Source organism: Paenibacillus sp. A14, from assembly GCF_036864815.1.
Taxonomy (GTDB): Bacteria; Bacillota; Bacilli; order Paenibacillales; family Paenibacillaceae; genus Fontibacillus; species Fontibacillus sanfengchensis.
The window spans coordinates 73,511-98,090 of the sequence record NZ_JBAGJD010000013.1; the positions used below are offsets into that span (position 1 = coordinate 73,511).

Annotated in this window: 23 protein-coding genes; 4 read left to right on the plus strand and 19 right to left on the minus strand. The window is 53.5% G+C overall.

The genetic code is table 11. From position 1 onward, the window contains the following. Positions 1 to 484: 484 nt before the first annotated feature. From V4U88_RS23415 to V4U88_RS23455, 9 genes are all read right to left on the minus strand, one after another. Positions 485 to 1,159: a YdeI/OmpD-associated family protein gene (locus V4U88_RS23415; RefSeq protein WP_334075645.1), complete on the minus strand. Its 675-nt coding sequence runs from the start codon at positions 1,157 to 1,159 to the stop codon at positions 485 to 487. Next, complete coding sequence (locus V4U88_RS23420; RefSeq protein ID WP_334075646.1) at positions 1,156 to 1,908, minus strand: tRNA threonylcarbamoyladenosine dehydratase; 753 nt, start codon at positions 1,906 to 1,908, stop codon at positions 1,156 to 1,158. The genes V4U88_RS23415 and V4U88_RS23420 overlap by 4 nt, the downstream gene beginning before the upstream one ends. A gap of 43 nt (positions 1,909 to 1,951) precedes the next feature. Further along, positions 1,952 to 3,730: an aspartate--tRNA ligase gene (gene aspS, locus V4U88_RS23425; protein ID WP_334075647.1), complete on the minus strand. Its 1,779-nt coding sequence runs from the start codon at positions 3,728 to 3,730 to the stop codon at positions 1,952 to 1,954. A 62-nt stretch (positions 3,731 to 3,792) separates the two neighbouring features. Further along, complete coding sequence (gene hisS / locus V4U88_RS23430; protein WP_334075648.1) at positions 3,793 to 5,040, minus strand: histidine--tRNA ligase; 1,248 nt, start codon at positions 5,038 to 5,040, stop codon at positions 3,793 to 3,795. A gap of 583 nt (positions 5,041 to 5,623) precedes the next feature. After that, positions 5,624 to 6,091, minus strand: a complete 468-nt coding sequence (locus V4U88_RS23435; protein WP_334075649.1) for a hypothetical protein — start codon at positions 6,089 to 6,091, stop codon at positions 5,624 to 5,626. A 77-nt stretch (positions 6,092 to 6,168) separates the two neighbouring features. After that, a complete protein-coding gene (locus V4U88_RS23440; protein WP_334075650.1) occupies positions 6,169 to 6,675 on the minus strand; it encodes a type 1 glutamine amidotransferase domain-containing protein in 507 nt (168 codons plus the stop codon). Between the two features lie 117 nt (positions 6,676 to 6,792). Continuing rightward, positions 6,793 to 6,957 carry a hypothetical protein gene (locus V4U88_RS23445; RefSeq protein ID WP_334075651.1) on the minus strand — a complete coding sequence of 55 codons (165 nt, stop codon included), beginning with the start codon at positions 6,955 to 6,957 and terminating at the stop codon, positions 6,793 to 6,795. Positions 6,958 to 7,029: 72 nt separating this feature from the next. Then, on the minus strand, positions 7,030 to 7,500 hold the full coding sequence (dtd, locus tag V4U88_RS23450) for a D-aminoacyl-tRNA deacylase (protein ID WP_334075652.1): 471 nt from the start codon (positions 7,498 to 7,500) through the stop codon (positions 7,030 to 7,032). A gap of 43 nt (positions 7,501 to 7,543) precedes the next feature. After that, on the minus strand, positions 7,544 to 9,718 hold the full coding sequence (locus V4U88_RS23455) for a RelA/SpoT family protein (protein WP_334075653.1): 2,175 nt from the start codon (positions 9,716 to 9,718) through the stop codon (positions 7,544 to 7,546). Positions 9,719 to 10,023: 305 nt separating this feature from the next. On the opposite strand from V4U88_RS23455, the gene uraA reads away from it, so the two are divergent. Further along, a complete protein-coding gene (gene uraA / locus V4U88_RS23460; RefSeq protein ID WP_334075654.1) occupies positions 10,024 to 11,319 on the plus strand; it encodes a uracil permease in 1,296 nt (431 codons plus the stop codon). A 115-nt stretch (positions 11,320 to 11,434) separates the two neighbouring features. On the opposite strand, the gene V4U88_RS23465 is transcribed toward uraA, so the two are convergent. The 6 genes from V4U88_RS23465 to V4U88_RS23490 form a co-directional block, all read right to left on the minus strand. After that, the gene (locus V4U88_RS23465; RefSeq protein WP_334075655.1) at positions 11,435 to 11,953 is read right to left on the minus strand and encodes an adenine phosphoribosyltransferase; all 519 of its coding nucleotides are present in this window, start codon (positions 11,951 to 11,953) and stop codon (positions 11,435 to 11,437) included. Between the two features lie 49 nt (positions 11,954 to 12,002). Beyond that, on the minus strand, positions 12,003 to 14,411 hold the full coding sequence (recJ, locus tag V4U88_RS23470) for a single-stranded-DNA-specific exonuclease RecJ (protein ID WP_334075656.1): 2,409 nt from the start codon (positions 14,409 to 14,411) through the stop codon (positions 12,003 to 12,005). Positions 14,412 to 14,442: 31 nt separating this feature from the next. Further along, complete coding sequence (locus V4U88_RS23475) at positions 14,443 to 15,399, minus strand: cation diffusion facilitator family transporter (RefSeq protein ID WP_334075657.1); 957 nt, start codon at positions 15,397 to 15,399, stop codon at positions 14,443 to 14,445. A 96-nt stretch (positions 15,400 to 15,495) separates the two neighbouring features. Next, a complete protein-coding gene (gene secF / locus V4U88_RS23480) occupies positions 15,496 to 16,389 on the minus strand; it encodes a protein translocase subunit SecF (RefSeq protein WP_334075658.1) in 894 nt (297 codons plus the stop codon). Beyond that, positions 16,379 to 17,632 carry a protein translocase subunit SecD gene (gene secD, locus V4U88_RS23485; RefSeq protein ID WP_334075659.1) on the minus strand — a complete coding sequence of 418 codons (1,254 nt, stop codon included), beginning with the start codon at positions 17,630 to 17,632 and terminating at the stop codon, positions 16,379 to 16,381. Before secD ends, secF begins: the two co-directional genes overlap by 11 nt. A 127-nt stretch (positions 17,633 to 17,759) precedes the next feature. Then, complete coding sequence (locus tag V4U88_RS23490; protein ID WP_334075682.1) at positions 17,760 to 18,017, minus strand: post-transcriptional regulator; 258 nt, start codon at positions 18,015 to 18,017, stop codon at positions 17,760 to 17,762. Between the two features lie 175 nt (positions 18,018 to 18,192). Between V4U88_RS23490 and spoVB the strand changes: the two genes are divergently transcribed. Then, on the plus strand, positions 18,193 to 19,776 hold the full coding sequence (gene spoVB, locus V4U88_RS23495) for a stage V sporulation protein B (protein WP_334075660.1): 1,584 nt from the start codon (positions 18,193 to 18,195) through the stop codon (positions 19,774 to 19,776). A 7-nt stretch (positions 19,777 to 19,783) separates the two neighbouring features. On the opposite strand, the gene V4U88_RS23500 is transcribed toward spoVB, so the two are convergent. Further along, positions 19,784 to 20,518, minus strand: a complete 735-nt coding sequence (locus tag V4U88_RS23500) for a DUF421 domain-containing protein (protein ID WP_334075661.1) — start codon at positions 20,516 to 20,518, stop codon at positions 19,784 to 19,786. 165 nt (positions 20,519 to 20,683) lie between these two features. Between V4U88_RS23500 and V4U88_RS23505 the strand changes: the two genes are divergently transcribed. Together V4U88_RS23505 and V4U88_RS23510 are read left to right on the plus strand one after the other, a co-directional pair. After that, entirely contained in the window at positions 20,684 to 21,076 is a 393-nt protein-coding gene (locus V4U88_RS23505) for a TIGR04086 family membrane protein (RefSeq protein ID WP_334075662.1), read from the plus strand. Between the two features lie 76 nt (positions 21,077 to 21,152). Then, positions 21,153 to 21,992, plus strand: coding sequence for a phosphatase PAP2 family protein (locus V4U88_RS23510; protein WP_334075663.1), 840 nt, complete (start codon positions 21,153 to 21,155; stop codon positions 21,990 to 21,992). Positions 21,993 to 22,031: 39 nt separating this feature from the next. On the opposite strand, the gene yajC is transcribed toward V4U88_RS23510, so the two are convergent. Genes yajC through queA form a run of 3 tightly spaced genes read right to left on the minus strand, consistent with a single transcriptional unit; the run spans position 22,032 to position 24,576 of the window. After that, a complete protein-coding gene (gene yajC, locus V4U88_RS23515) occupies positions 22,032 to 22,349 on the minus strand; it encodes a preprotein translocase subunit YajC (protein ID WP_334075664.1) in 318 nt (105 codons plus the stop codon). A 35-nt stretch (positions 22,350 to 22,384) separates the two neighbouring features. Then, positions 22,385 to 23,524, minus strand: a complete 1,140-nt coding sequence (tgt, locus tag V4U88_RS23520) for a tRNA guanosine(34) transglycosylase Tgt (RefSeq protein WP_334075665.1) — start codon at positions 23,522 to 23,524, stop codon at positions 22,385 to 22,387. A 23-nt stretch (positions 23,525 to 23,547) separates the two neighbouring features. Continuing rightward, a complete protein-coding gene (gene queA / locus V4U88_RS23525; RefSeq protein ID WP_334075666.1) occupies positions 23,548 to 24,576 on the minus strand; it encodes a tRNA preQ1(34) S-adenosylmethionine ribosyltransferase-isomerase QueA in 1,029 nt (342 codons plus the stop codon). Positions 24,577 to 24,580 lie beyond the last annotated feature (4 nt).

Sequence of the window (24,580 nt, forward strand, 5' to 3'; positions counted from 1 at the left end):
CTGCTCCGAAGTCAAAAGGAGTTTTATTATACCACTTAAGAACGGATTAAAGCGAATTTACTTGCTTAAATGTCACAGGTTCCGGCGGGGCCCGGCGAGCGGCGCATTCTAAATAGCGGGAAAACATCCCGCTATTTTGGACACTCCAGCCCCGCGGGCATAAATAACTGGAAAAGCTCCAGCTAATCCGCGCCCCTGCGGCTCCATCGACCACTTTGTGCGGAAATAGCGGGATAAATTCCCGTTAATCCTGCTCCACAAGGGGAAACGCTCGAAATTAACGGTAGGAATTCCCGTTAATTATTAGAACAGGCACCACCACCAAGCTTGCTCATACCACACCCGCAGTCTGTCGCAACCGGCCCCCCTGCCTCAGAGAAACATTCTTGCACAACTTCTGCGAAGCCGCACCCAATAAAAAACGCAGGTTTGATGTTCCCATCAAACCTGCGCTTCGTTGCAGCAGCCTATGCATTTTATAGCGTCAGATTTTGTCCGACGGACGTTTCAAGCCCAGCTTCAGCTTCTCTATGGTTTGAGCAATCCGCTTTTCCCGCGTTTCCGCACGCTTGGCATCCGTGATCCACTCGAGGTACGCTTTCCGGTGAGACGGGGCCAGCTCGTCAAAAAACTTCGCGGCCTGCGGCTCCTTCCCGAGCGCCAACGTCAGCTCCTCCGGCGCTTCGGCGAGGGTCGCCGGTTCGCGCTTCGCCTTGGCCTCTCCCGTCCCGGCCGTGCGGCGGGTGGACCTCGGCGTGAGCTTCACCAGGTCCGCCGGCCGAAACCGCATCGCCGACCACACGTCATCCAGCGATACCAGCGCGATGCCGTCATACCCGGCGGCTTTTACCGTTTCCCAGCCTTTGTCCCGGGTCAGATCGGTGCCCGCCTTGGCGCCTCCTTTCGGATAGCACAGCCACAGCAGTCCGTCCGGCCTGATGGCGCGCAGCGCCGCGGGCTCCCTTTCCTCCACGTCCCGGATCGAACGGAAAAACATCTGCACGAACTCGTAACTTCCGGCCAGTCCCTCGTCCAAAACGGTATGCGCCGAGCTTAAGCCCAACTGCTCCACATACCCCTCCGGCGCGCCCAGCACGAGAACGCGTTCGTGATCCGCGGGCAATCGCAGCTTCTTGATCAGCTCCGGCTGCGGGTTCATGCCCGCACTCCCCCGGCTTCCAGCAGCTCGCGTACGGCCACGCTGACCATGATCAAGCCGACGACCGGCGGCACAAACGAATTGCTCGCCGGCGGCTGCTTCGCTTTCCGAATCTTCGCGTCGGCCGGAGCGATTTTCTCGGTGACGTCCACGCGGGGCTTGACCGGCTGTTCCGTGGAGAAAACGACTTTGACGCCCTTCTTGATGCCGTCTTCGCGCAGTTTGGTGCGGATCACCCGCGCCATCGGGTCCATATGGGTTTTGGAAATATCGGCCACCTGGAACTTTGTCGGATCCATTTTGTTGGCCGCCCCCATGCTGGAGAGCATCGGTATTCCGCGTTTGCGGCATTCCTTGATCAGGTGAATTTTGTACATGATCGTATCGGAAGCGTCCAATACATAATCGATATCGTATTTGAACAATTCCTCATACGTTTCTTCGGTGTAAAACATGTTCAATGCGATCGTCTCGCATTCCGGATTGATCAGTTTTACCCGTTCGCACATCAGATCCGCCTTTTTCTGGCCGATGGTGGTCGTCAAAGCATGAATCTGGCGGTTTATGTTCGTGATGTCGACAACGTCCTTGTCGATCATGATGATCCGCCCGATGCCGGTCCGGGCCAGCCCTTCGACCGCCATAGCCCCGACGCCGCCGACACCAAGCACGGCTACCGTGCTTTTTTTCAGAATGTCCAGACCCTCGGCACCAATGGCCAGCTCGGTTCGTGAAAATTGATGAAGCATGTGTAGGCTAACCTCCCATCAGGTTTCTGGTTCGATTCCGAACTTACTTTTTATCTTCAGCCGGTTTCTTAGCCAGCTTGATATGCAGTTCTTCCAACTGAGCCACATCGACTTCGGCCGGAGCGTTCATCAAAGGATCGGCGGCGCTTTGCGTTTTCGGGAAGGCGATCGTTTCGCGCAGGTTCGAACGGCCGGCCAGCAACATGACCAGACGGTCGAAGCCGAAGGCGAACCCGCCGTGCGGAGGCGTTCCATACTCAAAGGCATCCAGCAGGTAGCCGAATTTATCCTTGACTTCTTCCGGAGACAATTTGATGGCTTCGAACATCTTCTCCTGTACCTCACGTTTGTAAATCCGCATGGAGCCGCCGCCGACTTCGTAGCCGTTCAAGACAAGGTCATAAGCTTGAGCCAAGATTTTACCCGGATCGGTCTCGAAGAGGGCAAGATCTTCTTCGCGCGGACGGGTGAACGGATGGTGCTCCGCCACATAGCGTTTTTGCTCTTCATCCCATCCGAGCAACGGAAAGTCGACGACCCAGGCGAATTTGTACACGCTCTCGTCGATCAGGCCGAGCTGCCGGCCGATCTTCAGACGCAACGCGCCCAAAACGTCGGCAACGACCTTCTTGTTGTCCGCCGAGAAGAGAAGCAAATCGCCTTCTTCCGCACCCGTGCGTTCCTTCAACGCTTCGATTTCCTGCTCGGTAAAGAACTTGACGATCGGTCCGCGGAATTCCCCTTCCTTCACCTGAATCCAGGCCAGGCCTTTCGCGCCGTAGCGGGCGGCAAACGGGCCGAGGTCATCGATGTCCTTTCGGCTCCATGTTCCGCAGCCCTTGGCGTTCAGCACTTTGACTTCCCCGCCTTTTTCAATGACGGAAGCGAATACTTTAACACCACTGGTCGCGACAAGATCACTTACGTTAACCAGTTCCAGACCGAAACGCAGATCCGGTTTATCGGAACCGTACTTGCCGATTGCATCGGCATAGCTGAGCCGCTGGAACGGCGTTTCGATGTCCAGACCCTTGGTCTCTTTAAACAAACGGGCCACCAGCTTCTCTATCATGTCCAAAAGCTCGTCCTGACTAAGGAACGAGGTCTCGATGTCGACTTGCGTAAATTCCGGCTGGCGGTCGGCCCGCAAATCCTCGTCCCGGAAGCAGCGGGCGATCTGGTAGTAGCGTTCGACCCCGCTGACCATGAGCAATTGCTTATACAATTGCGGCGATTGCGGCAGAGCGAAGAATTCGCCGGGATGCACACGGCTCGGCACCAGATAATCACGGGCGCCTTCCGGCGAGCTTTTCGTTAGAATCGGCGTTTCCACCTCGATAAAGCCCTCTCCGTCGAGGAAATCGCGGAATACTTTAGCCGCTTTGGAACGCAGCCACAGCGTTTTCTGCATTTCCGGGCGGCGCAGGTCCAGATAACGATATTTCAAGCGCAAGGATTCATCGACTTCAATGCCGTCTTCGATGAAGAACGGAGGCGTTTTAGCCGCGTTCAGCACCTCGATCTCCGTCACGCGAACTTCAATTTCGCCGGTTGGCAGATTCGGGTTCACCGTTTCCGCATCCCGTTTTACGATTTCGCCGCGAACGGCAAGCACATATTCGGTGCGCACTTTTTCCGCAATTTGCAGCGCTTCTCCGGAGTAAGCCGGATTAAAGACGATCTGAACAATCCCGCTGCGATCACGCAGGTCGATAAACAAGACACCTCCAAGGTCGCGGCGGGTTTGGACCCAGCCGTTCAGGGTAACGGTTTCTCCGATATTTGCGGTCGTCAGTGTTCCGCATTGATGCGTACGTTTCATACAGGTATGGCTCCTTCACTTTTAATTAATATGGTTAATTTTGAAAAAACGGTGTTCTTCTCTTACTTCCGCAACAAGTCGATCCACTCCGCAAGCTTGACGGTGCTCTGTTCGCCCGTTTCCATCGATTTCAGCGCAATTTCGCCGCGCTCCAGCTCGTCGTCGCCCAGGATGGCCGTATACCGGGCCTGCATCCGATCGGCGGATTTCATCTGGGCTTTCATTTTACGCCCCAAATAATCCCGCTCTCCGGAGAATCCGGCCTGCCGCAGCTTAAACAACTGGGTCGTAATCTCCTTGTCCGCCGCTTCGCCAAGCGCCACCAGATAAACGTCCAGCGGCTTGACCGCGTCAAGGCCGATCCCTTGTTTCTCGAGAATCAGCGCGATCCGCTCAAGTCCAAGCGCCATGCCGATTCCCGGCTGGTCCGGCCCGCCGATGTCGGCAACAAGGCCATTGTACCGGCCCCCGCCGCCGATCGTATCGATGGCCCCGATCCCTTGAGCTTTATATTCGAACGCGGTGTGCGTATAATAGTCCAGACCGCGGACGAGCCGGTGATTGATGACATAGTCCACTTCCATCGCGGTCAGAAGTTCCTGGACCTTGGCGAAGTGAGCGGTGCATTCCTCATCCAGACTGTCCAGAATCGACGGGGCCCCGCCGAACTTATCCTGGTCCACTTTGCAATCCAGCACCCGCAGAGGATTTCGCTCCATTCGCGATTGGCAGTCCTTGCAGAGCGTGTCCCTCATCGGGGTCAGAAACGCCAGCAGCTTCTCGCGATAAGCGGCCCGGCTGGCCGGATTTCCTACCGAGTTGATTTCCACCTTCACCTCTTTCAATCCCAGCTCCCGGCAATATTGAAAACCAAGAGCGACGACCTCCGCATCGATCGCCGGGTCCGTCGCCCCGAAAGCTTCGACGCCGAACTGGTGAAATTGGCGCTGGCGTCCCGCCTGAGGACGCTCGTAACGGAACATCGGTCCGATGTAATACAATTTGGTCACGTCCGGATCGCCGTACAATTTATTTTCCACATAAGAGCGGACTACACCGGCTGTGCCTTCCGGACGCAGGGTCATCCAGCGTTCCCCTTTATCCTGAAACGTGTACATTTCCTTCTCCACGATATCCGTCGTTTCGCCGACTCCCCGTTCAAATAGCGAGGTTTGCTCAAACATCGGCGTCCGGATTTCCCGGTAATTGAAACGGCGGCAAAGATCGCGGGCTTTGTCTTCGATCCATTGCCACTTTTCCACCGTGCCCGGCAGCAAATCCTGCGTGCCCGTCGGTTTCTGAAACGCCATAATCCCATCCTCCATCTCTCTTGATCTGCTTCATTTCGAAGTTTTTGGAAATAAAAAACTCCCGCCTCTGTTTATAACAAACAGGGACGAGAGATTGGTTATCCATTCACCCGTGGTGCCACCCACATTCCGAATCCCGGGGCAAAATTCGCCGCCAAAAGATCCGCTCATAAGCGGTTAACGCCCGCCTGCGCCGCACGTCTACTCTGCACCTTGATGCACTTCGCCGCCGGTTCTCGGGGAAGTCTTTCGTTCAATCATCACCGGAATCCTTCCAGCCTAGCCTGCAGGACCGCCTCCAAACAATCGCGGGCCTTCCAGGCAGGGATTCCTCTCTGCGGGTGTGGGGTTGAATTACTTTGTCCCGTCATCAAATCGGTTTGAAACTGTATATTTCCTGATTTTAAGGAAATGCAGAAACAAAGTCAAGCCCAACCCAAAGAAAAAACCTGTACCAACGGGGCACAGGTCCAAAAGGTAAATATATTAAAAGGGGGTCATGCTGTTATTATAAACAGGCTATGTTAAAGGAACATGAACCGAATATTACAGTTTCATTACAAAGCATCATAGTGTTGCCTGCCTAATCCAAATGCTCCACATAGGCGCCTTGCATCCGCAGCTTTCTCACGATGTCGTCATAGTCGTTATCCCGGACCTTGGCGGTCAACACATATTTCAGGTCATCGTAATCTCCCTCGTCCGTACGGGTTACGTCCACGACTGGGCCAGACCCGGGAACATCTCCTTGCGCACGCTCCCGTTCCCCGGATACCGGCTCGTTATCGTCGGTACGGCCCGCCATGGCCACAACGGGGACGACCCCTTGTGCGGACACGGTGCCCGGCACGCCGACCGATCCGTAAGTTCCGCCGGTATCGACCCCGGATCCGTTAAGGGGCAGCAGCGGAACGAGAATATTGCTGTTTCGGCCGATCGACCGATCCAGCGCTCCGACCTCCAGTTGTTCCGTTTCATACGGAAGCAAGCTGGTTCTTGCTCCCTCCGCCTGATCTTCACTCTTGAAATAAGCCTGAATATGCTTGGACATGTCGATCTCTCCTTTAGAACGCATTGGATTTGCCGTCCCGACCATCCATGTATATCAACCGCTCGGAGAATGACCGGTTACAGCTTCTTTAACAGCTCCCGCACGAAGGCCGGCTCGTCCTTCGGAGTGCGCGATGTAACAAAATTGCCGTCCACAATGACTTCTTCGTCGCGAAATTCCGCCCCGGCATTGACCACATCATCTTGAAGCGGCGGATAGCAGGTGACGGTTCTTCCTTTGAGCAATCCGGCGCTGATCAGAATCTGCGGACCGTGGCAAATCGCCGCGATCGGTTTTCCCGAAGCGTTGGCCCGTGTCACAAATTTCTGAATATCGGCGTCGAGCCGCAGGTTTTCCGGGGAGGAACCGCCCGGTATCACCACGGCATCATAGTCCTCGGCGTTGACTTCGGAAATAGCCTTCTCCGCCGTGTATTCCGCCTTTCCCTGCTTGCCTTTCAGCGTTTCACCGGCCTTTAGTCCGATGATATCGGCTTGATGTCCGGCCTTCTTCACTTCATCGTAGGGCACCTGCATTTCCGAATCTTCAAACTGGTTTGCCAGTAAAAATGCAACCTTGCTCATTTCTCCATTCCCTCCCGAAATATCTTTTGCTTTGTTATTACCCGAACGTAAGGAGATTATAACAGGGCGGATCTAACACAAAAAAGGCACCGGAACTTTTCTCCGGTGCCTTCCTCGTCAGCTTCCGGGCCTGGGAATATACTCGCCGGAAGGCTTGATCTGACGGACATGATAAAGTTGTTCCTCTTCGGCCAGGCGCATCGTCGTCCAGGCCTCGCCGCGGTGTCCCGCAGGCATCAGCGGTAGGCTCTGCCAGACCCTGGATTTCATGGATTGGCGCATCGGTTGGATCGGACTCCTTTAAAAGGGACGATTTTTCACTATCACCCTAAGGTTGTCCAATAAGCATCCGGCCTATCCCTGGCTCCCGTTTCCATCCGCGGGCGCGGGGTGCTCAAGGATCAGGGTAACCGGCCCCCAGTTGGTCAACTCTACATCCATATCCGCCCCGAACCGTCCGGTTTCGACGACAAGCCCTTTTTGACGCAATAACTCATTGAACCGGTCATAAAGAGGGGCCGCCGTTTCCGGACGAGCCGCCGCTATAAAGCTCGGCCGTTTGCCTTTCCGGCAATCCCCGTAAAGTGTGAACTGGGACACTGACAAAATGGCGCCGCCCGCGTCCGTCACGCTAAGATTCATCTTCCCTTCGGCATCTTCAAAGATGCGCAGGCCGGCGACTTTCTCCGCCAGGTAAGCGGCATCCTTCTCCGTATCCTCGTGGGTCACCCCGACGAGCAGCATCAGACCGGGCCCGATCGAACCTACGGTTTCTCCGGCAACCGTAACCTTGGCACGCTTGCAGCGTTGAACGACAATTTTCATTTCTTTCTGGCTCCCTCAAAAGCGGGTAAAGGCCGGTTTCCTTTTACTGCATGATCCGATGCACGGTGTATACATCCTTCACCCGCTTGATTTTTTCCACGACAGATTGCAAATGATCGGTATTCCGGATCAGAATCGTCATATGCACCAAGGCCATTTTGTTTTTGTCCGAGCGTCCCGAGACCGCGGAGATATTCGTCTTGCTTTCGGAAACCGCCTGCAGCACCTCATTGAGGAAATTCCGGCGGTCGTGCCCCGTAATCTCGATATCGACACTGTAGTTGGCCTCGATGGCACGCTCCCATTCCACCTCAATCACGCGGGCCGCTTCTTCCCCATCGCTTCCGTTCGGGATATTCGGACAATCGCTGCGATGCACGGAAACGCCGCGCCCCCGGGTAATATAGCCGACGATATCGTCGCCCGGCACCGGATTGCAGCATCTGGCAAACCGCACAAGCAGGTTGTCGATCCCCTTGACGACCACCCCGTTGGTTGGGCGAGGCTTCCGTTCCTCGGCCGCTTTCACTTCCTTCACTTCGGAAGTCAGTTCGATCGAATGACTCTCCTCCTGCTCCTTGCGCAGCTTCTCCGTAAGCTTCGTGCAGATCTGTGCGGCCGTAATTCCGCCGAATCCGACGGCGGACAACATGTCATCCACATCGTTAAAAGCAAACTTCTTGCAGGCCTCCATCAGCTTGTCGTCCGACATCCAGGCGGAAGGCTCGATGCCCGCGCGCTTCAGCTCGCGCTCGATCGCTTCGCGGCCTTTCTCGACGTTCTCCTCGCGCTTCTCTTTCTTGAACCACTGCTTAATCTTGCTGCGCGCGTGGGAGGACTGGGCGATCTTGAGCCAATCTTGACTCGGCCCGTATGAATGCTTCGAGGTTAAAATTTCGACGATATCTCCGGTTTTCAGCCGATGGTCCAGCGGCACGATACGGCCGTTGACCTTCGCGCCGATCGTCCGGTTGCCGACCTCCGTATGAATCCGGTACGCGAAATCCAAAGGGACGGAACCCGAAGGCAGCTCGATGACTTCGCCGGATGGCGTAAACACGAAGACCAGATCCGTGAAAAAATCCATCTTCAACGATTCTACGAATTCGGACGCATCCTTGGCCTCGTGTTGAAGCTCCAGAATTTCGTTGAAGAAGGTCATTTTCCTCTCCGGACCCCCGGTTTCGGGTCCTTCCTTGTACGCCCAGTGCGCCGCGATACCGTATTCCGCCGTCCGGTGCATCTCCCAGGTGCGGATCTGCACTTCCGTCGGCTCGCCGTTCGGCCCTACGACCGTCGTATGGAGCGACTGGTACATATTGGCCTTCGGCATGGCGATATAATCCTTAAAGCGCCCCGGCATCGGCTTCCACAAGGTGTGAATGATCCCCAGGGTCGCATAACAATCTTTAATATTGTCCACGATGATCCGAATCGCCAGCAGATCGTAGATTTCATTGAACTGCTTGTTCTTCGTGGTCATCTTCTTGTAGACGCTGTAAATATGCTTGGGACGGCCGGATAGATCGGCTTCCACGCCCATCTCGTCCAGCTTTTCGGCAATCCGCGAAATCACGCTTTCGATGTATTCCTCGCGTTCCGCTCTTTTCTTCCGCATTAAATTCGCGATCCGGTAGTATTGCTGCGGATTCAAATATCTCAGCGCGATATCTTCCATTTCCCATTTGATCGCCGAAATCCCGAGCCGGTTCGCAATCGGACAAAAGATCTCCAGCGTCTCATAGGCGATGCGGCGCTGACTTTCCTCGGATTGGTATTTCAGCGTGCGCATATTGTGGAGGCGGTCGGCCAGCTTGATGACGATCACCCGGATGTCCTGCGCCATCGCGATGAACATTTTCCGGTAATTTTCATTTTGCTGCTCTTCCTTGGACCGGAACTTGATGCGTTCCAGCTTCGTCAATCCGTCCACGAGCAGGGCGCAATCCTTGCCGAAGTTCTCTTCGATTTCTTTGAGGGAAACCGTAGTGTCCTCCACGACATCATGAAGAAGCGCCGCAATGATGGACAAAATGTCCATCTGCATGCTTACGACAATTTCCGCAACCGCCAAGGGATGCAGAATATAAGGTTCGCCGGATTTCCGCACTTGTCCGTGATGGGCCTGCTCCGCGAAATCATAGGCTTCCCGGACGCGCTCCAAATCGGGTTCTTTAATATAGGCGGACGCCTTTTCAAGTAATCGCTCTATGCCCATTGAATCCTGCTCGAGTCCTTTCTATATGAAAATAAACGGGATAACTGCATGTAAGAGGACATTTTTCCCCCAATTTTGATTTCCTATAATTATGACTCTTGCGTTCTCTTCCGTCAACACTTGAAGCCGTGGTATCCAAATCCAGCAAGCCTGCCCCGAATTTAAAGTATGCAACGATTTGCTTTAGGAGAATCTGTTAAGAAATCCCGAAAGGGCATGAAATTTTCTGTTGAAAAATGTCATCAATCTCTATAATCTATTAAGGATGGTCTTCAATAAGCGGAAAAATAGAGGAGTGACCCCGTTTGCAACGTGAAATTCAAGTGAATGAAAAAGTTTCCTTCGCCCCCGGCGTCCTGCTGAGCCTGCAGCATCTGTTTGCGATGTTCGGCAGCACCGTGCTGGTGCCGAATTTGTTCGGCGTCGATCCGGGCATGATCCTGCTGATGAACGGGATCGGTACGCTGCTTTACATTTTAATCTGTAAGGGGAAAATCCCCGCTTACCTGGGTTCGAGCTTTGCGTTTATCTCCCCCGTTCAGAGCGTGCTGATTTCCCATGCGGATGCGGGCAACGGCTATGCGCTGGCTTTGGGCGCTTTTATTATCACCGGTCTGATCTTCATCGCCGTTGGTCTTATCGCCAAATACGCGGGGACCGGCTGGATTGACGTCGTGTTCCCTCCGGCCGCCATGGGCGCTATCGTTGCCCTGATCGGGCTTGAATTGATCCCGGTTGCCGCCGGTATGGCCGGATGGATTTCCACCAATCCGACAGAGCCTTGGACACCCGACCCTCCGACAATTCTGCTGTCCCTGCTCACCCTTGGCGTAACGGTTCTCGGCGCGGTCCTGTTTCGCGGATTTCCGAAAATTATTCATATTCTGATCGGAATCGTGGTCGGCTACGTGACCGCCTATTTTATGGGCGAGGTAAACACCGCGGCGATCGCCAAGGCGAAATGGTTTTCGCTCCCTACCGTCACTACGCCGCAGTGGGATCCCTCTGTAATCATCACCATCATCCCCGTCGCGCTGGTCGTGATCGTGGAGCATATCGGCCATTTGCTCGTAACGAGCAATATCGTCGGCAAAGATTTGTCCAAGGATCCCGGCCTGCACCGCTCTCTGCTCGGCAACGGCTTGTCGACGATCCTGTCCGGCTTTGTCGGTTCGACTCCTAATACTACTTATGGAGAAAATATCGGGGTTATGGCGCTGACCAAGGTTTACTCCGTCTTTGTTGTCGGCGGTGCAGCGTTTTTTGCGATCCTGCTCTCATTCTCGGGCAAGTTCTCGGCCATTATCGCTTATATTCCTCCCGCGGTCATGGGCGGTGTCTCCCTGCTGCTGTTCGGCGTGATCGCCGCATCGGGGCTGCGAATTTTCGTGGAACAGAAAGTCGATTTCTCCAAACCGACCAACATGCTGCTCGCTACCGTCGTCCTGGTTGTCGGCCTCAGCGGCACCAAGCTGGTTATGGGCAACGTAGAGTTGAAGGGGATGGCTCTCGCTACGATTGTCGGCATCCTGCTCAGCCTGTTCTTCAAGCTGTTCCAAGTGCTGGGATGGTCCAATGACAAGGATGAAGCGGCCCACTAGGAGTTATGCAAAAGAGCTATGCTTTCCGAACCGTTCTCGGTTCGGGAAGATAGCTCTTTTTGTTTAGATTATAAATGTACGTCGATAGACGTTGTTCTTATCGCTTAAGCGATGGTTAGAAATCGTAATGGACGAGGGAGAAGACATCGATTCCCGGCAGCTTGGCCCGGCCGTTCAAGTCGCCCAGTTCGATCAGGAAAGCGGTTCCGACTACGTTTCCTCCCAGCTTGCGGACCAGGTCGACCGAGGTCGAGATCGTACCGCCGGTTGCCAATAGATCATCGGCAATCAGCACATTCTGCCCCGGTTTAACCGCATCCGTATGCATCGCCAGTTTGTCCTTGCCGTATTCCAGATCGTAGCCGACCTCGATGGTTTCGTAAGGCAGCTTCCCGCTTTTGCGGATCGGGACGAACCCGACGCCCAGGGCGTAAGCGAGCGGCGCGCCGACGACAAAGCCGCGGGCTTCCGGGCCGGCGATCAGATCGATCTTCAGGTGGGACACCAGGCTTTTTAGTTCTTCAATAGCAAGCCGGTATTTCTCACCGTCATTCAGCAAGGTCGTAATATCTTTGAAGCTGATTCCCGGCTGCGGAAAATCGGGAATGACCCGGATGTAATCTTTAAAATTCAATACAATCTCCTCCTAAGTATGCGTAACGCGATTAAGTATGGATATATAGCTATGAAGCTCCTTGAATCCGGGTTTGCAGCCATTCGGTAATCTGGGAAACCTGCGCCCGAAGCAGCATTTGTTCCGTCTCCGCAAGCAGCCCCAGGTCCCTGTAGCGTACGGACGATTCCAACGGCCGTTTGGACGGGGATGGCATTACGGTTATTATTCCCGAAGTCCGCGCGATAAAGCCAAGCTCTTCAAAAACGTCCATCGTAAGAGCCAACATGCGTCCGGATAACCGCGTCCGCGCCATCATGGCCGGAATCAGCTTATCTTCAGGCTGCCCTTCGGCTGCCGCATAGCTCCGGAGCAAAGCGTAGACCTGCTTGAATTGATCTCGGGTCGGCGGCTCCAGCAGCTCCTGAGGCGGGGTTTTCGGATGAAGCAGATAAACCCTTTCCAAAGCCCCGAATAATCCCAGTATGCGGTTCCAATCCACGGGAGTTTTCGGCAGCTCCAGCAAAAAGAGTGTGGTCACTTCCCGGGCTCCCATTTCGGGATCGCCGGATTTCACCGGTACGGCACCGACTCTCCTATCATATACCCAAAGCGAGGCAGGATTCAATTCCGGACGCTCCAAAATTTCGGAGTCCGGGTTGAGCAGCGCCCCAACGGATTCCGCACGGAATCCCGGGCATTTCAAGAGTTCTTCGGTTAACTCGTTCAGTTTGACTGCCGGCTTGCCAAAGCCGCGGAAATCATGCACCTGCAGATGGGACACGGCGATGTCTTGAATCAGCAATTGCGGTTTCCGCGAGCCGTTCCACTCATTAATTCCCGCCTCCGCGACGATATCGAGCTCCGCCTCCTCGGCCAGCATGATGGCCAGCTCCCCTTTTCCGAAAGCTACCGCCTCCATCGTTGTGTTGTTCTGGGCGACCGTAAGCCGTAAATGCTTGCCGTCTTTTCCGATCGGCTTGCAGTCCACCAGCTTCGCACCGCGGATCAACAAGCGGGGACAGGGGTTGCCCATTCCGAAAGGAGCCAAAGTTTCCATCTGCTCAATGACCGATAGGGTGATACCCGACAAAGAGCACTCCAAATCGTTCACCATTGTCGGAACAAAGTGCTCCGGCTTCAGCACACCTGCGGCAAACTCATTCAAGCGCCGCTCAAAGTCGGCCAGATGCTCGCGGGAAAGCGACATTCCGGCAGCCGAAGGGTGCCCGCCGAAATGATCCAGAAGATCGGCACATTCCGTCAGGGCCTCGTATATATCAAAACCGGGAATCGAACGGGCCGAGCCTTTGCATTCTCCCGTCTCGGGGTGAATGCCGAGCACCAGGGTTGGCCGGTAATACCTCTCCAGTATTTTGGAAGCGACGATACCCACGACGCCGACATTCCAGCCCTCCCCGGCTACGACGATCACGTCCGGCAGTTTCCCGGACGCCGCTTTCGCCTCCAGACCGAGCAAGGCCTCCTGAAGGATTAGCTCCACCAGTTCCTGCCGTTCTTTGTTCAGGATGTCGAGTTCAAGGGCCGCCGCCTCCGCTTCCTCCATCAGTTCGGTAACCAGCAGTTTCACCGCCCGGTCCGCGTGGCTCATCCGTCCGCTGGCATTGATTCGCGGCGCCAATCCAAAGGCCACGTTCATAGCCGTGACTTCCCCCGCTTTCCAACCCGCGGTTTTTAACAGAGCGGTCATCCCCGGAAAAGGCGAATCCGCCATGGACGCCAGACCGGAGCGGACGATCGCCCGGTTCTCGCCCGTAAGCGGCATTAAATCGGCAATGGTGCCCAGAGCGGCAAGCTCCGTCCAGGATGCGGGCACTTCTTTCCCGAGAAGGGCCGTGGCCAATTTATACGCCACCCCTACCCCGGCCAGTCCTTTAAAGGGATAAGGACAATAAGGCAGCTTGGGGTTGATCAATGCGAAGGCTTCCGGCAGCCGGGCAGGCGGCTCATGGTGGTCGGTAACGATCACGTCCATTCCGGCTTCCTTGGCAAAGGCGATCTGTTCGACAGCACTGATCCCCGTATCCACCGTAATCACCAGCGTGACCCCGCGTTCCCGGGCCTGCTGTAAAGGCGGAAGATGCAGTCCATACCCCTCTTTGGAACGGTGGGGGATGTAATACTCGAAGTCAGCCTTTAGATGTCTCATTAAACAAATCATCAACGCCGTCGAGGATACCCCGTCCGCGTCATAATCGCCATAAATCAAAATGCGCTCCCCATGCTCCAGGGCTTTCCGAATTCGCGGGACCGCCTCTCGCATTCCGCTCAGCAGAAACGGATCATGTAAATCTCCCATAGTCCCTTTGAGAAATGCTGCGGCTTCGTCCGCATCGGTTAATCCCCGGGTCACCAGTAAAGAAGCGACTAGCGGTGGAAGCTTAAGTTTCCGCTCCAATTCCGCGGCAGCATCCCGGTCGCTGGGGAGTATTTTCCATTGATATCTCGGTTGAATCAAGCCTCTAACACCTTCTTTCTAAGACCCTTTCCTACTGAAGCAAGGTTGGCAGATCATCGCCGGCACCTTCGAAGTTGCTTTTGTAAGGATAACCGGGATCATACGGAAACACCTGGATGCTTACCTCGCTGATATGCGTGAACCGGGTCATCAGCAATACCTTTGCCCGTGTGGCGATCTCATTGGCTTCCAGGACGGTGATCCGCGGATTTACACTGATTCTGGCAGTAACCGTTACATAATGACCGTTTTCCTTCGCCTTTAGTTCATCCACCGTGATGACGCCATGCACCCGCTGAACCGTTTCGACGAACAGGGAGGCGTCCTCCTCCTGGATGTCCGAAATCAAAGAACCGTATACGGTTCCAAGAATCATACGATACACCCGCCACAGCACCATGACGGACACGAGCAGCGATGCGGCCGGGTCCAGGTAAAGCAGCACGGGCACTCCCATCTCCTGGCCGGTCATCGCGCCGAATACGCCGATCAATACGGCAACCGAGGCGTACAGGGAATGTCTGTGCGAATCGACCAACCCCTGAACCTGTTCGCTTTTAGACCTCCGAAGCTGGCGGTACTGGTATTGGAACAGCGCTTCCTTCAGCGCAATCGAGATGACGATAGCCACGCCGGCCAAGGCCCCGGGGGGAGCTATCTTTCCTTGGGATATCTCGCCGATGGAGGAAATGCCCATTTGAAAGCTTCCCATCAGCAGGAACACGGACAAAAAGATGGCCAGAAGCGGCTCCCCGGCTTTTCCGGCACCGGACCGCCGGGATTCCCCGTTCTTTTTCGCTTGTCTTGGCAGCTTGAGTTTCTCACAAACCAGGGCGGCCCCGTCCGCGGCCGAATGCAGCGCGCCCGCCAGCAGCGCCCTGCTGTCGAAGAGCACGCCGATCGTGCCCTTAAATGCGGCTAAAACAATATGATTAGCGATACCGAGCCATACTGCGGAATTGGTTGGAACGGCTTGTTCGCGCGACATATGAATCCTCCTGAGACATTTTTACGTAAAGAGAGGGAAAGCCGCGTCAAGATTCGACGCGGCTCTGTTATACCAAACAAAAGGCTAAGCGGCCTCTTAAGACGCCTTGGCCGGCTTGTTTTTCTGCTTGCTCTTCAAAACGAACCACAACGGGCTTGCGATAAAGATCGAGGAATATGCCCCGAACAAGAGCCCGATAACCATCGCCAGCGAAAACATCCGGATCGATTCTCCACCGAGCAGGAAAAGGAAGAAGGCAGCCACAAATACCGTTAATGCGGTGTAAATCGAACGCATAATGGTTTGCGAGACGCTTCGGTTGACCAATTCGACCAGGTCCTGACGGGTTTTCAGCTTGCTGAAGCGCAAGTTCTCGCGAATCCGGTCAAAAATTACGATCGTATCGTTAATCGAATACCCGATAATCGTCAAAACGGCAACGATAAAGGTCAAATCGACTTCCAAGCGGAAAATCGAGAACACCGAAACGACCATAAATGCATCATGCAGCAGGGAGACAATCGCAGCCAAGGCAAATCTCCATTCAAAACGGATGCTGACGTAAACGATAATGCCCAGACAGGAGATCAGGACGGCATAGATCGCGTTGCGAGCCAATTCCTTGGCCATTTCCGGATCGACCGTGTTCACCTCAAAGGAGGCTTTCTCATCAAGCTTCGTTATCTCCTGCTTCAATTGGGATTCCTGGTCCTCATTCAACACCTTGGTAAACCGGATATTCATCCGTTCCTCGCCGGGACTAATTGTCGCTTCATCCGAGATTTTCAGCTTGTCCAGAATCGGCTTTACTTGCTCCGCGGTGATCCCCTTGGTCAACGTGATATCCACATTGGAGCCGGCTCTGAAATCTACGCTGTAATTCAGCCCAAATACGGACAAACAAATAATTCCGGCAACGGTCAGAACGATCGAAAATATATAAAAATACTTGCTAAGATGTACATAGTCCAAGGTTTTCTTAAAGCTCACGAATATCACTCTCCTTTACACCGAAGTACTTCGGCTTCAACAGTTTACCGGCTTTAAGCAGCAGGTTCAACAGGAAGCGGGAGAGGTAAATGTTCGTTGCGATACTCAGCACGATCTCTACGATAAGCACAAGCGCAAAGCCTTTGACCGCGCCGGTTCCAAACCAGTACATTACGGCCGCCACAATAATCGTTGTGATTTGCGAGTCCATAACGGTCCGGAAGGAATGCTTGTCCCCGGCTTTGACGGCCGACATCACGCTCTTGCCGCTCTTCATTTCTTCATGAATCCGTTCATTGGTAATAATATTGGCGTCGACCGCCATCCCGACCCCCAGAATCAGGGCTGCAATCCCCGGTAAGGTCAGCGTGAAGTCCGCCCACACAAATACGAGTATCAATAGCCATGTATGGACAATCAGCGTAAACGAGGCCACCAGACCGGGAACCCGGTACATGCCCACCATAAACAGCAGGATGAATGCGGAAGCGATCAATCCGGCTTCAATCGTCTTATCCAACGACTGTTTGCCCAGCGTAGCGCCGACGCTTTGCGTATATTTCTCGGTCAGCTTCAGGGGCAAAGCGCCCAGGTTGATGTTATCGCGGACCTCCTCGGCTTTCTTTCGGTCTCCCCCCACGGTGATTGTGGCGGTGCCGTCCGCTAGTACGTTTTGTACGATTGGGTCGGAAATCAACTTATCATTCATGTAAATAGCGAGCGGCTTACCAATTAAACGCTCCGTGATCTCCGCAAATTTCTTCTTGTCCTTGACTTTGATACTCACGATCGGCTCGTTCATCGAGCCAACTTCCAGCTTGGCCGCGTTCTCGACAAAGTCCGTCCCGATCATTTCGATCTTGTTGTACTCGTTTTCCGATTTTTCCGTCCCGTCCTTACTACGGAAAGTCAAAGAGGCCGGTTCCTTCATCAACTTACGGACTTCGGCCTCATCGGTCACGCCCGCCAGTTTAAGACGAATGCGGTTCGTTCCTTCCGTCGTAACTTCCGGTTCGCTGGTTCCCAGCTTGTTGGCCCGGTCTTCCAGGCTCTGAGCGGTTTTTAACAGCGATTGTCTGGATACTTTCTCTCCGCCTTCCATCGGCGAAGCCTCATACAAAATCTCGAACCCGCCTTTCAGGTCCAGTCCGAGATGTACACTTTTCAGCAATCCGGGGGTTGACCAGGCCATAAGGCCGGAAATCACAACCACGACGGTTACGAATGCGAAGATTCTTTTCATCCCGTGCTTCCTTCCCCTTTCAATTCTCAATATTCCTATTATAGCTATGCCTGAAATGAGCGTCAATTTATCAAATTATGTCGGTTTTTAAACAGTGGTTAAAATTCCATCACAAAAAAGACCCCTTTCATTCGAAACGGGATCCACGAAATGCGGAAATCGTCATATAGTTCATAAACTGGGTCGCTTTTAAAGAAAGGATATCATTCACTAACTGATATAATGGCGGGAAGCCTTCTTTCTCGTATTTCTGGCTGACGCACTCCCAGATATCCCGGCCGGTGACATGCTCATACCCGATTAACCGGAACTCCTCCGCTTTGCTGACGCAAAGGCTTTCGATTGCTTCGTTTAACTGCTTTTCGCTCATTTCATCTTCAGCCATCATGATGCCTCCTTCTATCTCCCCGTCTTATTACATTCTACCTTATTTTTTGGATTCCTGCATAAAGACCCAAAAAGACAAGTCATGAAGTGGGACAGGACCGGCATATGGTTATTAACAACCGCGGGTCTTGCATGCACGCAAAGCCGCTTAATAAGGAGAGAGGGAATCCCATTTGAACAAACAGACCTTTATCCAGGGCACGATGATTCTGCTGGCCGCAAGTATAATCAATCGTATTCTCGGGTTTATTCCGCGAATTTTGCTTCCCCGGGTCATCGGAGCCGAAGGCGTCGGCCTCTACCAGCTCGGTTACCCGTTCTTTCTCGTGATCGTCACGCTGATCGCCGGAGGCATCCCGCTGGCTGTCGCCAAGCTGGTCGCCGAAGCGGAATCGGCCGGCGTCCCCGAGCGGTCCAAAGCCATCTTGCGAACGAGCCTGATTTTTGCAACCGGGGCCGGGTTGTTTTTTACGGTCCTGTGCATTGTGGGGGCTCCTTTGGTCACGCGCTATATTTTGACGGATCCGCGGGTATATCAGACTTTCCTGGCCATGAGCCCGATGATTGTCATCGTTGCCATTTCCTCCGTATTCCGCGGCTATTTTCAAGGGAAGCAGGACATGATCCCTTCGGCCGTATCCTCCATTCTGGAGACGGTAGCCCGGATCATTTGCGTGCTGTGGTTTTCCTTTCTGCTGCTGCCGATGGGAATCGAATATGCCGCAGCCGGGGCCATGCTTGGTGTCGTTGTCGGTGAAATGGCCGGAATGGCGGTCTTGCTATGGCAGTATCACCGGCTGAAACGTCGGGAAAAGAAGGCGCAAGAAACCCCGGAGATCTCAGTAACCGCGCCAGCCACCCGGGTTAAGAGTTTTTCCGCAATGCTCCGCAAAATTCTGCGTATCGCCATTCCGGTTACCGGAGGTCGCCTTGTCGGCTCGCTGTCCTATTTGCTGGAGTCCATTACTACCGCGCAAAGTCTAGCGATTGCAGGGGTTGCTACCGCCGTGGCCACCGCCCAGTACGGAGCGCTGCAGGGCATGGTTATTCCCTTGCTTTTGCTGCCGGGGGCCTTGACCTCCGCCCTGGCGGTTTCCCTGGTTCCTTCATTGGCGGAGGCGCAAGCGCGGGGGGATCACCGAACGATTCACTTGCGATTGCATCAATCCATTCGGCTAGCCCTGGTGACGGGCGCCCCCTTCGCTGCGGTTATGTATGTTTTGGCCGGACCGCTTTGCGAGTTGGTCTATAATGATGGGGAAATAGCGGGCATGCTGAAACTGATGGCCCCTTTCGCGCTCCTGCTGTACGTCCAAACCCCGCTGCAGGCAACACTGCAAGCGCTGGATAAGCCGGGAAGGGCTCTCGTCAACACGCTGATTGGAGCGATCGTTAAAATTATTCTTATTTTTTACCTTGCTTCAAATCCGTCGCTAGGCATTTATGGGGCCATTCTTGCCATCATCGTCAACTTTGTGATCGTCACTTTGCTCCATGGACAAAGCGTCGCCAAAACGTTAAATTACCGGTTGCCGTTGCTGGATCTGGTCAAAGTCTGTTGCGCGATGATCATCATGGCCGGTGCCGCCTCTTATCTCTACTATGAAGTTCCAATAGGAGGTAACGCAGGAGTTCAATTTCTGACCTCCGTCTCGCTCTCGGGTATTTTGTATTTGATTTTATCCGGTTTGCTGGGGCTCGTGGATTTGCATGATCTTAAACGCCTCCCCCTATTCCGGAGATGGTTCAAGGCCTAAAAATCCCTTAGTAGTCCTTCTTTCGATTGAAGTATAATCTGCCCCTATGATCGATCGAACAGAAAAAGACATCCTTGAAATCCTGGACCCCCTTGGCCTGAATTTGATTTTTCAACCAGAACCGGGTTTTTCCGATTTGTTTCAAATTGTGATCGTCCACTTTTCCGTCCAAAATCAGGGGCAGGGGCAGCGCTTCATATTTTACCTTGGGAACGAGCGACGGGAATACCGCTTCCTTGCTCTTGCCATCTTTGGCGGGGTGCTCGCCGGCCAGTGTTTTATCTTTCGGCAGCACGCTGAGCTTTCCGCTGGTTTCCAGCACGGCAAACTCCACATCGGCCACGCTGTCTATATTTTGAGACCGCAACTGCATCAACAAGTCATCGATGTTATAGCGCTGCTTTCTCATTTCTTTCTGATTGATATCCCCGTTGCGGATAATGACGCTCGGCTCGCCATCGAACCAAAGCCGCACCTTGCGAAACCTCAAGGACAAGACGGCAATGCCGATTTGGATAAGCAGCAGCGTGATCATCGGAACAATCCCGTCATATAGAGGTCGTTCCGGATCTTCCAGAGCGAAAACCGCGATTTCCGCAATCATAATCGAAATGACCAGATCAAAGATGGACAGCTGGCCGATTTCTCTTTTCCCCATAATCCGCATGACTCCGAAAACCAATACATACATCAATACCGTTCGAAAAACGACAAGTGAAAGATGTGTGATATGCCCGGCCATAACTGTTCCCTCCCGTCATTTCTCAAAAATGGGGTGTACCTGTATTCTGGCTTTCGCTTCCCGCTAACATGCCAAACAATTTATTCCTGATTTTTGGACGTTCAGTCATAACGCTCCCGGCTTGGCCATAAAATGGGTTAACAATATCGAATGGAGGAACTTGCCATGCATCTCATTCGCCGTATGTTCTCATTCCGCTTTTCTCATCCTACTGTATCCGGATTATGGTACGCTTTTCTGTGGATGATGATCGGTGCCTTAATCTTGTCGCTGCTGCTTCAATCCGGGATTTTGGAAGAAGAGGAACTCACTTGGTATACCTATCTGGTACACGGGATTTCTCTGCTGGCAGGGGGGCTGGTTTCCGGAAAAAAAGCCGGGCATAAAGGATTGTACCAAGGCTCTATTACAGGGGGGCTGTACGGATTGCTGTTGCTTCTTGTCAGTTTTCTGGCTCTGGATCATGCCCTGGGGGTTCAGGAGTTTGCGCTGCTCATTCCTTCGCTGCTTCTGGGTGCCGTCGGCGGGGTATTTGGCGTGAACTTTACGAAAAAGTAACGGAACTGCAAACTCCCCGTCTCTCTACTATGGTAATCTTTCATAGTGATGATGATCTATAGTAGGAGGCTTGATCGTGCAGTTTCATTCGATGTCTACAATTTCCTTGCTAACGGCGGTGGTATTTCTTCTTCTTGTTCTACTTTGCTGTACGCGTTCTTTATGGACCGCGGCGACCGCTATGCTAAGCTTGTTGGTCAAATCCAGAAAATTGCTTCTCGTGGTGGCGATGATGGTGGCTGTGCTTCTGTTAAACAGCCTGGAATTGACCTGGGAACAAAATTACAGCTATTCCGCTGATTTTACGCCCTGGGTATTCCAACTGGAAGGCCACTTTGTTTCCTTTTTTCAGCAGCTTTTTCATGCCCCTGGGGTAACTTTGGTCGTGTCGTTCTTTTATCTGGTCGTATTTCAAGCGCTTATTTTAGCCTCTTTGTTTATTTATGCCGGAGACGGCCGGCAGCTTTTCGTATATGCCACTTGCTGTACGGTTATGCTGAATTATTTGGTCGCGCTCCCCTTCTATGCGCTGTTTCCGGTCAACGAAGTATGGTCCTATCCGCCATCGGGAGCAGCGTTCTACATGCTGGAGGCTTTTCCGGAATTCAATACGCTTTACCGTCCCCTTTCGGGGATTAACAACTGCTTTCCCAGCCTGCATACCTCGGTCTCGGTTTCGATGGCGATGCTCGCGATCCGTTCGGGAAACCGGAAATGGGCGATCGCGGCTACGGCAAGCGCGGCTATTATCGTTTTCTCCATCTTTTACCTGGGCATTCACTGGCTAACGGATATGATCGGCGGACTGCTTCTCGCCACTTTGGCATCCGGCCTTGGTTTAAAATGGGCCCGGCGCCTGGATCGAAGCGCGAATCCCTCCCTCCCCTCTTCCGATTGGTCGAAAAAAAGAGCCTGAAGTTTTGACTTCAGGCTCTTTCGAGTTCACACCGTAAGGCTATGCCTTTTCATCCACCCGGTGGCTGATGGCATTGCGGTCGAACGTCATTTTCGTTACATCGTTGACGCGAATGACAACCGTATCATCGGTCAATTCTACAATCGAGCCGTGCAGGCCGCCGATCGTGACGATTTTATCCCCTTTTTGCAGCGCGTTGAGCATCGTATTGCGGGTTTGCTGTTTTTTCTTCTGAGGACGGATCAGCAAAAAGTAGAACACGGCAAACATAATCACAAGCGGCAGGATGAACGAAAGCAGTCCCCCTGTTCCCGGTGCACCGGCCGCCGGTGTTGCCGCGTAAAATTGATGGAACATCCCATTTTTCCCCCTTTCATGGTATATCCGAATCTTTAAAATCCTTTTTCGTTGCCAAAAAGACCATACTTTTCGAAAAACTCATCCCGGAAATCCAGCAATCTGTCATCCATGATCGCCTGGCGAACGTTATCCATCAGTTTGATCAAGAATTGCAGATTATGATATGTAGTCAGCCGGAGTCCGAACGTTTCGTCGGCTTTGATCAGATGACGAAGATAAGCGCGGGAATAGTTCCGGCAGGTGTAGCAGTCGCATTCCGGGTCCAGAGGTCCGAAGTCTTTGGCATACTGAGCGTTTCGGACGACCAGTCTTCCTTGGCTCGTCATCGTGGTGCCGTTGCGGGCAATCCGTGTCGGCAATACGCAGTCAAACATATCGACTCCCCGAATCGCGCCCTCAATCAGCGCATCCGGCGAACCGACACCCATCAGATAGCGGGGCTTGTCCGTCGGCAACAGAGGCACCGTATAGTCCAACACTTCATACATCAAATGCTTCGGTTCACCCACACTCAGTCCACCAATAGCATACCCCGGGAAATCCAGGGAAGTCAAATCTTTGGCGCTCTGCTTGCGCAAATCTTCATACATGCCGCCCTGCACGATGGCAAACAGCCCTTGGTCATGCGGTCGAGCGTTGCTCTTCAGGCAGCGTTCGGCCCAGCGGCTTGTCCGTTCCGTGGATTTCTTGACATAATTGTAATCCGCCGGATAAGGCGGACATTCGTCAAATGCCATCATAATATCGGAGCCGAGCGCGTTCTGAATTTCCATGGCGACCTCGGGGGAAAGAAACAGCTTGTCTCCGTTCAGGTGGGAACGAAAATGCACGCCTTCCTCCGTAATCTTTCGCATTTCACTCAGGGAAAAAACCTGAAATCCGCCGCTATCCGTCAGGATGGCGCGATCCCAATTCATAAATTTGTGCAGCCCGCCCGCCTCCCGGACGATGTCGTGCCCCGGACGAAGGAACAGGTGATACGTATTGCTTAAAATAATCCGCGCATCCATTTCCTTAAGCTCTTCCGGGCTCATCGTTTTGACGGTAGCCTGTGTTCCGACCGGCATAAAAACGGGGGTATCGAAACTGCCGTGCGGCGTATGCACACGCCCCAGTCTGGCCCCCGATTGTTTGCAGGTTTTGATGTGTTCGTAAGTTATCGCTGCAGCCATCTATCATCCATCCTCTATAGCTTTTAGTAAATAAACATGGCGTCCCCAAAACTGAAGAACCGGTATCGATGCTCAACCGCTTCCCGGTAAGCCTTCAAGATTGTCTCCCGGCCCGCCAAGGCGCTGACCAGCATAACCAGCGTTGACTTCGGGAGGTGAAAATTGGTGATGAGCGCATCCACCAGCCCGAATTGATAACCGGGATAGATAAAGATTCCGGTCCAACCGCTGCTTTGAACCACCGGACCATTCCCGCATTTCTGCGCCACCGTTTCCAGCGTCCGCGCGGATGTCGTTCCTACGGCGATAATCCGGCCGCCTCTCGCCTTCGTCTCGTTCAACAAATCCGCGGTTTCTTGCGGCAGAACATAATATTCCTCATGCATTACATGATCCTCAACGCGATCGACCGACATCGGGCGGAACGTTCCAAGCCCGACATGCAGCGTCACAAAAGCAATATCGATCCTTTTTTTTCGAATCTCATCCAGCAGGTCTTCCGTAAAATGAAGTCCGGCCGTCGGAGCGGCCGCCGAGCCTTCATGCTTCGAGTAAACCGTCTGATATCTTTCCCGGTCATCCAGCTTCTCCTTGATATAAGGCGGGAGGGGCATTTGCCCCAAGCGGTCGAGAATTTCGTGAAAAATCCCTTGATAGGAAAAACGAAGCACACGACCGCCCATTTCACCTTCCTGTTCAATCGTCGCCTTCAGCTCTTCGCCGAACACGATGACCGCTCCGGTTTTTAATTTTTTACCGGGCTTGACCAAGGCCTCCCAGCGATCTTCTCCCAAATTTTTCAGCAGGAGAACTTCCGCTTTGGCCCCGGTATCCTCCTTGACCCCGAATAGTCGGGCGGGAATTACGCGAGTATCATTCAAGACCAAGGTATCGCCCGGCTGCAAATAATCCACGATGTCCGAAAACGTATGATGCTGTATGCTTCCGTCTTGTTTATTCAAGGCCAGCAGCCGGGAAGCGGTACGATCCGCAAGCGGCGTCTGGGCAATCAGTTCTTCCGGAAGCTCAAAATCGTACAGGTCTACATTCATAATT